Annotated in this window: 7 protein-coding genes and 1 tRNA gene; 4 read left to right on the top strand and 4 right to left on the bottom strand. The window is 61.8% G+C overall.

All coding sequences use genetic code 11. From position 1 onward, the window contains the following. Window positions 1-544 precede the first annotated feature (544 nt). Together GE027_RS12735 and GE027_RS23755 are read left to right on the top strand one after the other, a co-directional pair. On the top strand, window positions 545-823 hold the full coding sequence (locus tag GE027_RS12735) for a hypothetical protein (RefSeq protein ID WP_202617399.1): 279 nt from the start codon (window positions 545-547) through the stop codon (window positions 821-823). Beyond that, window positions 820-975, top strand: coding sequence for a DUF6508 domain-containing protein (locus GE027_RS23755; protein WP_390621590.1), 156 nt, complete (start codon window positions 820-822; stop codon window positions 973-975). Before GE027_RS12735 ends, GE027_RS23755 begins: the two co-directional genes overlap by 4 nt. A 140-nt stretch (window positions 976-1,115) precedes the next feature. Here GE027_RS23755 and GE027_RS12730 read toward each other — a convergent pair. Then, window positions 1,116-1,189: transfer RNA gene (locus GE027_RS12730), tRNA-Arg, on the bottom strand. A 362-nt stretch (window positions 1,190-1,551) separates the two neighbouring features. Beyond that, window positions 1,552-2,613, bottom strand: a complete 1,062-nt coding sequence (locus tag GE027_RS12725) for a Gfo/Idh/MocA family protein (protein WP_162006707.1) — start codon at window positions 2,611-2,613, stop codon at window positions 1,552-1,554. A 748-nt stretch (window positions 2,614-3,361) separates the two neighbouring features. Between GE027_RS12725 and GE027_RS12720 the strand changes: the two genes are divergently transcribed. Both GE027_RS12720 and GE027_RS12715 read left to right on the top strand, forming a co-directional pair. Then, window positions 3,362-3,994 carry a response regulator gene (locus GE027_RS12720; RefSeq protein WP_153557575.1) on the top strand — a complete coding sequence of 211 codons (633 nt, stop codon included), beginning with the start codon at window positions 3,362-3,364 and terminating at the stop codon, window positions 3,992-3,994. A 27-nt stretch (window positions 3,995-4,021) separates the two neighbouring features. Then, entirely contained in the window at window positions 4,022-5,368 is a 1,347-nt protein-coding gene (locus GE027_RS12715; RefSeq protein ID WP_153557574.1) for a mandelate racemase/muconate lactonizing enzyme family protein, read from the top strand. Between the two features lie 250 nt (window positions 5,369-5,618). On the opposite strand, the gene GE027_RS12710 is transcribed toward GE027_RS12715, so the two are convergent. Both GE027_RS12710 and GE027_RS12705 read right to left on the bottom strand, forming a co-directional pair. Beyond that, window positions 5,619-7,295 carry an ABC transporter permease gene (locus GE027_RS12710; RefSeq protein WP_237607498.1) on the bottom strand — a complete coding sequence of 559 codons (1,677 nt, stop codon included), beginning with the start codon at window positions 7,293-7,295 and terminating at the stop codon, window positions 5,619-5,621. Then, entirely contained in the window at window positions 7,292-8,629 is a 1,338-nt protein-coding gene (locus GE027_RS12705) for a hypothetical protein (protein ID WP_153557573.1), read from the bottom strand. The genes GE027_RS12710 and GE027_RS12705 overlap by 4 nt, the downstream gene beginning before the upstream one ends. Between the last annotated feature and the right edge of the window lie 260 nt (window positions 8,630-8,889).

Genomic DNA, 8,889 nt, shown 5'->3' with positions numbered 1-8,889 from the left:
GCCAAAAAGTACTCCGCTAACCAGGAACAGGGTAATGTCAAAGAAGCCAGCAAAGAGTACGCGAGTGCAGAGGTTCAATGAATCGGTTAGGCGTTTTATGTCGTTCGTCAAAGACGCCAAGCTGGAAATCGCGTCTAATCATCACGGTGTCAATTGGCCCCCAAACAGTACTACTGATTGACTCCTCAAACGGTACCAGTTGATCAAACGCCTCCGGCAACGCGATCAGTCATCACGAGCTGTGGGAAGTACGATACGCTATTCAGCAGTGGCCGTGGGACTGAGCGACACGGGAGCCCCACTTCGACACAAGAAATTCGAGCGATCGGCCTTGGCCCGTGTTTGCGAACCGGGTGGCGGAACTCACCGGTGGTGCCGCAAGTCGAGGTGCCCGCGACCGGTAGCGGGAAACCATTGAAGAATGCGCGAAGAATGAGGTCTACAAGCGATTATGTGGCTCTTTACCAAACATGGTTTCTTTTCTGCAGTGTGTGCTCGGCAGGGCGACGGTGGATATAGCCAACCCGTGGATCCTCAACGGATCATGGTCCGAGCACGTGTCCGCGACCACCTGGAGGCTCTGAAATCGGAGTTCGCTGACCTGTTGACGAACTGCGAAATCGTGGAGTCCCGCAATACGGACTACGCCTACCGCATCTTTGTGGAGAAGTCGATCTGGAGCCAAGTGATGCTCGGACTGACCGACGAAATGGACTACGACAACTTCAAATCAGAAGTTGCTCGTCACCAGGGGAACGACGGTGCCCGGTACAAGGAATCTCTCCATGAGGTTTGGTCGGTAATGAACAGGCTGCAGAAGTGACGATCCAGAAGCTTTTCACCACGCACGCTCGCAAGGATCGCTTCTGCGAGGGGCACCTGGCTTCGATGTTCGAAAATGACCACATTCCCGCTTTACTCCGTCGCCTGCGAACGCTCCGACATGGAATGGATCGCGGCGGAAACCGGAAGTAGGCTCGCAACAAGAATTCTGGCACCAGTGGTGGGCGGGTGGATCGGCCAGGGACGCAAGCGAACGCAGGGCGGCACCCGGTAACTGCAGGCATGAAAAAAGCCATAAACCGAGACCGGCTTATGGCTTTGCGTGCTTCGAGTACACCCCACAGGATTCGAACCTGTAACCTTCGGTTCCGTAGACCGATGCTCTATCCAGTTGAGCTAGGGGTGCGGGTGGGTTGTTCTTTGGTTGCTTTGTTGGGCGAGAGTTTACCCTCCGCTCGCTCGCTTGCAAAGACCCTTTGCGGGGAAGTTTGGTTCGCCTCTTTCGAAATCGCCCTCGCGGCACCTCGCCGCTGCCGGGCTTGGCTGCGTTACTGAACAGGTTTCGGCTGACGCCTATCCATCTCTTTACCGGAAATGAAATCGTTTATCGTTCGCTGGACGCGGGCCGCCGCTGGGCCCTCCCCAGGACCGAGAGCCCGACCCTTCCGGAGGGAGGGTGAAAGTAAGCAGGGAGTGCGAGGGAACCGGGGCTATGGCCCAAACGGCTTAGGCGGTGGGCGAGGGAACCGGGGCTATGGCCCAAACGGCTCAGGCGGTGGGCAGCCGCTGGATGCTGCCCGGCCGTTGGGGCTGGCCGGTTTCGGCGCTGTGGATCGCGGCAAAGCACAGGGCGAGGCTTTCCAAGTTATCTCGGGCGTCGATCGCGGCGGTGCGGCCCTGCTCGATCGCCGACAACAACTCCAACATCGTGCCGGCGAAGCCGTCGGAGAACCACTGGCCGTTCAGCTCCGGACGATACGTGCCGGCCGCATCGGTGATCTCGACCGTCTGCCGCTGGAGGTCCGGGCCGCTGCTGACGGCCGTGGCCGCGTCGCCGATCACCACCGTGCGGTCCTGCTGGCCGTAGCGCGTCCACGCGTCAAAGACCAGCGTCGCTTGCGCCTGATCGAATTGCAACGCCACGGTGGCCGCCAGCGGCGGCATCAGTGTTTGCCCCGGCACGCGGCTGACCGTCGCCATCACCCGCTCGGCCGTCGCTTCGGGCAGAAAACAACGCACGATGTCGAACCAGTGGATGGCGAAATCGTACAGGATCAGATGTTTGATATCCTCGAACGGCGTGCCTTCGACCCAGGTGTGGTCCCAGTGCACGGCCATGTGCGCCGCATGGGTGCGGCCCAGAAAACCGGCGTCGATCGCCGCTCGCAAGTAACCAAAATGGGGCGCAAAGCGGCCGTTCTGATTCACCGTCAACTGCACGCCCCGCCGGTCCGCCAGGTCGCACAGCCGATGGCCCACGGCGAGGTCCAGAACAAAGGGTTTCTGGCTGAGCACGTGCCGGCGAGCGTTCAGGCAAGCTTCGATCAACCCCACCCGAGCTTCCGGATGCGTGGCGACGTCCACGACTTCCACGTCGCTCTGCGACAAGAGATCCCGGTAATCCGTAAAAATCGAGGCTTCCGGGAAAAATTCCGCTGCCAGCTTCTCCGCACGCTCGCGATGCACATCGCACAGCGCGACCACCTGGAGGTCCTGGGCGCGGTAGGCCTCGAGATGATGTTTGGCGATGCCCCCGCAGCCGATCAGGGCGATCGGTGGTCGATAGGCACTGGCCGGCGGCCAAAACGTCAGGTCGCGAAGTGTTGTCAAGGATTGGTCTTTCGAAGCGGGGAAAAGCCGTGTCGGCGGCGCACTCCTGGGCTGGCAGCAGGATACCACAGCGGCGGCATCACCTGGGCCCCCCTGTCCGCAGCGCCGTCAAACGCAGCTAGCAAGGCTGGGGCCCTCTGCTCCGTTTGCTGGTCCTGTCGCTGGCAGCGGCGTATCTGCTCCAAAAAGGAAAAAAATCCCAAGAGTCGAAGAAAAACGCGATTGGAGGAAACATTATTTCGCGTCCTGGAATAGCGATTCCGAAAGATAAAAAGCGGTTCTAGGGAATTTTCTGACTACTCCAGGTGTCGGAATGCTAACCGTCAAATGGCGGATAACCGTTATTAGCGGCAATTGAACTACCAATAGAGGCCAGCTTTGTGAGGGTTTGTCCAGTAAGGCAGGTTTCTACAAGGTTTACTTGCAGCAGCGGCGTCTGGGCGGGGCGATTCGCGACTGCGGGCGAGCGAGTTTGGCGGTCCGATGGCCGCCGGAAACAATGGTTTCGAGGACGGGGGGGCACTTGGCACTCTCATACCATTAGGTTGGTCGTGAAAATAATTCGCGGGGCCTCTGGTGGCCCTGACGGTTTTCACTAGACTGAGGGTAAGGAAATTCCCGACATTAATTTCAGGTAACGGAAGACTGTGGGCTGGGAACGAGCACGATAGGCGTGCTCGTCTGTATCCAAATGCATTGAATCGCGCTGGAAGCATTCCGCGGCGGTTCAGCACGAATGAGGAAGAACATGGCTACGCGTGTATTGATCGTCGACGACCACGAGGTCGTCCGAGTGGGCTTGCGGCAAACCTTTCAGGAGAGCGGTATCGAGGTCTGTGGAGAAGCATCCACGGCGACCGAGGCTTTGAAACTGGTCGAAACCAGCAATCCCGATGTTGTCCTGTTGGACATCCGCATGGAGGGAGGCGACGGGCTGAACACGCTCGGACGCATCAAACTGGACCACCAGGATCTACCGATCTTGTTGTTCTCGGCTTATGACAACCCGACCTACGTCGCCCGTGCGGTGGCTCTGGGTGCGGCCGGTTACGTGGTCAAGGACGCTTCGCGTGAGCGGCTGATCGAGTGCGTCGAAACGGCGGCTCGTGGCGAATCGGCTTGGACTCGCGAAGAACTGCGGCGTGTGACCGGCGCTTTGGCGACGCCCCGTTTGGCTGGCGACATCGAAGTTCCGCTGACGCAGCGTGAAAGCGAAGTGCTGCGGCAGATGGCTTTGGGTTTGACCAATAAAGAGATTGCCAAAGCCTTGGGCATCAGCTACGAAACGGTCAAAGAACACGTCCAGCACATCTTGCGCAAGATCGGCGTCAGCGATCGCACGCAAGCGGCTGTCTGGGCGGTTCGCAAGAACCTTTTCTAAGCCGACAGTTTTTGCCCCACGGACAGCATGCTCGCGACCGATTTATCCACCGCTTCGTTCTCGCTCGACCAAGAGACTTTTGACTACCGCACCCCGATGAAGTTTGGAGGGCGAGTCGTCACGGGCGTGACCGTGGTGACGGTGACGGCCGAGGTGGAAACGCGAGGCGGTCGCCGTGGTACCGGCCTGGGCAGCATGACCATGGGCAACGCTTGGGCGTGGCCCAGCGAGCGTCTGGATTCGCAGCAAACGTTGGCGGCCGTGTTGCGATTGGCCGAGCGCATTGTTTCCGACGCCCAGAGCCAATCGCTGGCAGGACATCCGTTGGATGTGTGTACCCGGTTGGCCGAGCGGCGGGAGACGCTGGTCCGAGAGGTGGTCGCGGAGCTTGACCTGCCCGAGTCGATTCCGCCGCTGGCGGTCTTGATGGCCGCCTCGCCGCTGGAAGCCGCCTTGTTTGACGGGCATGGCAAGGCGCTGGAAACGAGCAGTTTCCAATTGCTGGGCCCGGAGGCTCTGCCCAATGACCTGAGCGTCTATCTGGGTGATGCCTTCAAGGGGCTGCACTTGGACCGTTTCGTTCGGGCGCGTCCGCAGGCCACGATGCCGCTGTACCATTTGGTCGGCGCTCTGGATCCGCTGCGGGAGCAGGACGTTGTCGAGCCGATCGGCGATGGGTTGCCCGAGCATCTGGGCGAGTGGATCAATCGTGATGGCTTGAGCCACTTGAAAATTAAATTGGCCGGAGACGACCTGGACTGGGACGTCCGGCGAGTGGTCGAAGTGAGCCGCACGGCGGACGAGTCGCGCCGCGGTGCCGACGCCCCGTTCGCGTTCTCGTTGGATTACAACGAACGCTGCGACAGTGAGGACTACGTGCTGGAGATGCTCGATCGCGTCTCGGCCGAGTCGCCGCGGGCGCTCGAGCGGGTGCAGTACATCGAACAGCCGACGCATCGCGACTTGGCGGCGCATCCGGAAAACACCATGCACCGCGTGGCGGCTCGCTTGCCCGTGGTGATCGACGAATCGTTGATCGATTTGGACAGCCTGATGCTCGCTCGCGAGCAGGGGTACAGCGGCGTGGCGCTCAAAGCCTGTAAAGGGCATGCGGAAGCGCTCCTGATGGGAGCCGCCGCCCAGCACTTGAAGATGTACCTGTGCGTCCAAGACCTGACCTGCATCGGTATTTCACTGCTGCATTCGGCGTCGTTGGCCGCTCATATTCCCACGGTCGCGGCGATCGAAAGCAACGGCCGGCAGTACTCGCCGGCCGGCAACGACGCTTACCGCGAACGCTTTCCCGGCATGTTCGATGTAGTCGACGGCCAGGTCCCCACGGCTCGTCTGGACGGACCGGGATTGGGCTACTGAGTCGTAACCAGAGTGGCATAGGCTTCTAGCCTGTGAGTTTTTTTTGGGATCACAGGCTGGAAGCCTATGCCACAGCGTAGCTCGGCTGTCCCAGCCGAGAGTCTGTTTTCTACGGCTGAGACAGCCGTGCTACTTTTCACAGGCTGGAAGCCTATGCCACAGAGTAGCTCGGCTGTCCCAGCCGAGAGTCTGTTTTCTACGGCTGAGACAGCCGTGCTACGATCACAGGCTGGAAGCCTATGCCACGGGGTTAAAACTCGTAAAAGGCGATGACGAAGTGGACGACCAGGACGTATAGCGTGGCCCACAGCACGGTCGAGGTGATCGCGTGGCTGACGTCGCTGGCCGATTGCTTGGGGCGGCCGCCGCGGTAATAGGCGATGGCGGCGACGCCCACGCCCGAGGCGACCACCTTCAGAAGTAACCAACCCGTGCCGCGGAAGAACCAGCCGTCGCCGACCAGTTCGGATTCAAAGTGCAAGGCCCAAAAATGCGGCCCCACGTCGGGATGCGTGGCGATGAAGCTGAGCAGGCTGACGACGCGGGCCGCTTGGTAAGCCAACCACTGCAGCAGCGGTGTGCCGACGATGAAGGCCAGCAGGATCGGTGTCAGCAAATAAACGCGCGGGCGGATGCCCAGCGTCTGCAGGGCCTCGATCTGCGAGCCGTACTTCTTGACGCCCACGTCGGCGGCGACCGCCGCGCCACAGCGGGCGGCAACCAGCGTCGTGGCCAGGATGGGAACCAGCACGCGGTAGAGTGCAAAGCCGATGGCCATCAGCAGGTCTTCCAGCAGCAGCGGCTTGGTGTACAGCGCATAGGGCAGGAATTTGAAGGTGAAATACGTGGTCGTAAAGCCGACGATCATGCCGGCGATGATCAAATACACCCAGGCCGACGGACCGCACACCAGCCGCAGGTAGTGCAGCAGAAAACGGCCGCCCCAGCGGAGACGGGGCCACCGCGGCAGCAGGTCCAGGGGCAGCCGAAGCGTGGCCGTCACCGCCGTACCGGTCACCGCAAAGAAGTCCTGCACCGCTCGCCCGGCACCTCGCCCCGAGACCCATCGGGGACGCCGCGCTGGGGACGGACCGCTGAGCGTCGCCGCAGGGTCGTCCTTCGCCGCTGGGTTCGCGACAACGTCTTCCGCTTCCTCGCGACGCACCGGTTTCATCCGCTCGGCGATCTCCGACCACTGCTGCTCGGGCAGCCGGATCAATGCTTTGCGGTCGCTGTCCAGCAGATAGACGCAATCGGCGATCGGCAGCAGGGTTTCGTAGTCGTGGGTGACGACGACGCTGGTGCGGCGGTGGGCGGTTTGAGTGCGGCGGATCCGCTGTGCCACCTGCCGGCCGCTGGCGGCGTCCAGTCCCGAAGTCGGTTCGTCGTACAGCACCAGATCGGGGTCGGCGGCCAGTGTTCGGGCGATGGCCAGTCGTTGCTTTTGGCCACCGCTGAGCGCGGCGACCGGCACGTCGGTCGGGACGCGCAATTCGCGCAGCCAGGACTCGGCCGTTTGATCCGGCGGCACGCTGCGTCGGCGACGATGGTCGATCGCGAACTGGACGTTGGCCGTCGGCGACCACTCATCGAACAGGGCGAACTGTTGGAACACGATGCCGACGCGTCCCAGCGGTTGGCCCTGGCCGCGGCCGATTTCGCCTTCCCAGGTAATGACTTCGCCGCGGCGAGGGATCAATCCGGACAGGATCCGCAGCAACACCGACTTGCCCGCGCCACTGCCGCCGACGATGACCGTGATCTTTCCGCCGGGCATCTCCGCCGCGGCGTTTTGCAAAAGCACCTTGCCGTCGGCGCGAACGCTGAATCCTTCCAGGATCAAAGGCCGTTCGAGCTCGGGGGCGGTGTCGAGTTCGGGGGCGGTGTCGACCTCAGGGGCGGTGTCGCTGCGCTGCGGAGCGTTCACGGAGCTGGCTCCGAGTGCTGCTCGGCGGCCATGATCAACAGCGGGAAGCTAGCCGGTTCCGAAGCCGGATGGATCGTGAGCGGCAGCTCCTTGAGCGGTTCTGGGGATTCACTCCGGGGTGGTTCCTGCCCGGTCGGCCCGGCCAGCGGCGTCGCGATCACCCAACGCTTGTCCTTGCCGAGGATTTGATTACGGAGCACGCGAGCGAAGTCGGGATCGATGCCGGTTTGTTTGGTGCCGAACAGGTCGTCGCCGATCTCCCGGACGATCGGCTCCAGTCGCTTGCCGGCCAATTCCATCGCGGCGCGAGCTTGATCGCTTTTAAAATTCGCGGTCCAGACCGCGTGCAGCTGGCGGTTGTCGATGACCGCTTCGCGAACCACGGCTTTGATCAGTCGTTGGAATTCCGGATCGCTGGCCATCTCCTTGAAGACGGCTTCGAATTCATCGCGGATGCGTTCGTTTTCGGAGACATCGACGAAGATTTTCTTTTGCGCTTCGAGGATGTCATCCATGTGGGCTTCGAATACAGGGATCGCTTCGCCTTCGACGAAGCGTTGCCACTCCTCTTTCAGCAGGTCTTTTTCGGGCAGCGGCGATTTGTCGTACAGGGCGCGCCAGCCGAACCGCCACAGCGAAGCCCGGTCCCACAGTTCGCGGCCGATCTCCTGGGCCACCGGTTCGCCGTGTTCGCGGACGATCGGCAGCACTTCGGCTCGCAGCACCGGCACGATTCTCGCTTTGAAAATCTCCTGTTCCCAGCGGCGGCCGATGGCTTTGAATTCGTCTTCGTGTCGCTCGATCGATTCCTTGAGCGCGTCTTCGAGCAGCGGTGCGGATTGGCGGAGGCTTTTCTCGACCACCGGACGAAACGCCGCCGTGATATCTTGGCCGTGATCGCGGAACGCCGCGCTCAAACGCTGCTTGATCCGCTGGCGTTTTTCCTCGGGCAACAGGGTTTGTACCACGTCGTCGAACCGGCCGGCATTGTGATGACATTCCAACCGGCAACGACGCGGATCGATCTGGTCGTCGTACCACACCAACTGGATCGTCTCCGTTTCCGAATCGCGGCGACCCAGGTACCCGCCCTGTCGCCAGCCGTCGACGGTTTGCAGAAACACCGGATCACCACGCTCGAGCCGAGAGCCGGGGGACCGTGCCGGCAGCCGTAGCGGTGGGTTGGCGAAGTATTCGACCAATTGTTCCACCGGAGGTGTCGACGAGCTGGACGCGGCGCCGCTGTGCCGAGAAATAAATACCACGGCGCCCAGGACCGCCAGCCAGAACAGCAGGCCGAGCGCGGCGGCACGATTGCGAGTAGATGAGAGCATGTCGAGGACGAAACGGGGGACGAGACCGAAGGCCAGTTGGTCGACTTAGTGTACCCGATTCGGCACCCGGCGCCCCCATCAGCCGCAACGCGCTAGCGTCCGGCTCGATCAGCCGCAACGCGCTAGCGTCCGGTTCGGTGGTCTGCGGGGCCAGCGCGAGGTGTTGCGAAAAAGGAACCGTGGGCTAGCGCCCGGCGGCTGATGCTGGAACCGTGGGCTAGCGCCCGGCGGCTGATGCGTGGGGCTATCAGCCGCAACGC

The organism is Roseimaritima sediminicola (assembly GCF_009618275.1).
In the GTDB taxonomy this organism is placed as follows: domain Bacteria; phylum Planctomycetota; class Planctomycetia; order Pirellulales; family Pirellulaceae; genus Roseimaritima; species Roseimaritima sediminicola.
Note: the sequence above shows the minus strand (reverse complement) of the source record. Positions and strands in the feature narration are given on the sequence as shown.